This window comes from Comamonas sp. B-9, assembly GCF_000410635.1.
GTDB lineage: Bacteria > Pseudomonadota > Gammaproteobacteria > Burkholderiales > Burkholderiaceae_C > Comamonas.
This window is the reverse complement of sequence record NZ_APCR01000559.1, coordinates 1-268: the sequence shown is the minus strand read 5'-3', so window position 1 is coordinate 268 and position 268 is coordinate 1. Positions and strand designations below refer to the sequence as shown.

Annotated in this window: 1 protein-coding gene; it reads right to left on the bottom strand. The window is 60.4% G+C overall.

All coding sequences use genetic code 11. The features are described from left to right. Nucleotides 1-56: 56 nt before the first annotated feature. Nucleotides 57-268 (bottom strand): hypothetical protein (locus H928_RS32810; RefSeq protein WP_204366282.1); only part of this gene is annotated, 212 nt, incomplete at its 5' end.

The following is a 268-nucleotide window of genomic DNA, read 5'->3' as shown; positions in this document are numbered from 1 at the left end:
GCTGGCCCTGCCTGGCAAGCGACGCGGGTAGGCATGGCGTCCAGGTGAGTACGGCATCACTGTGCAGTGGAATGTGGCGAGGAGGGTGTTTTGCTGCCTTTGCAGCGGATGGTGTGCTGTATGCCGAGGGCAGGCGATATCGGCAGCGCAAAGATGCGGTGTGCGCCGTCGTTGCTGGGCTCGGGGTAGATGCGCATCGCAGACAAAGAAAAAGCCGCTGCACAAAAAGTGCAACGGCTTATGTCTGGTGCCCAGGAGAGGACTCGAA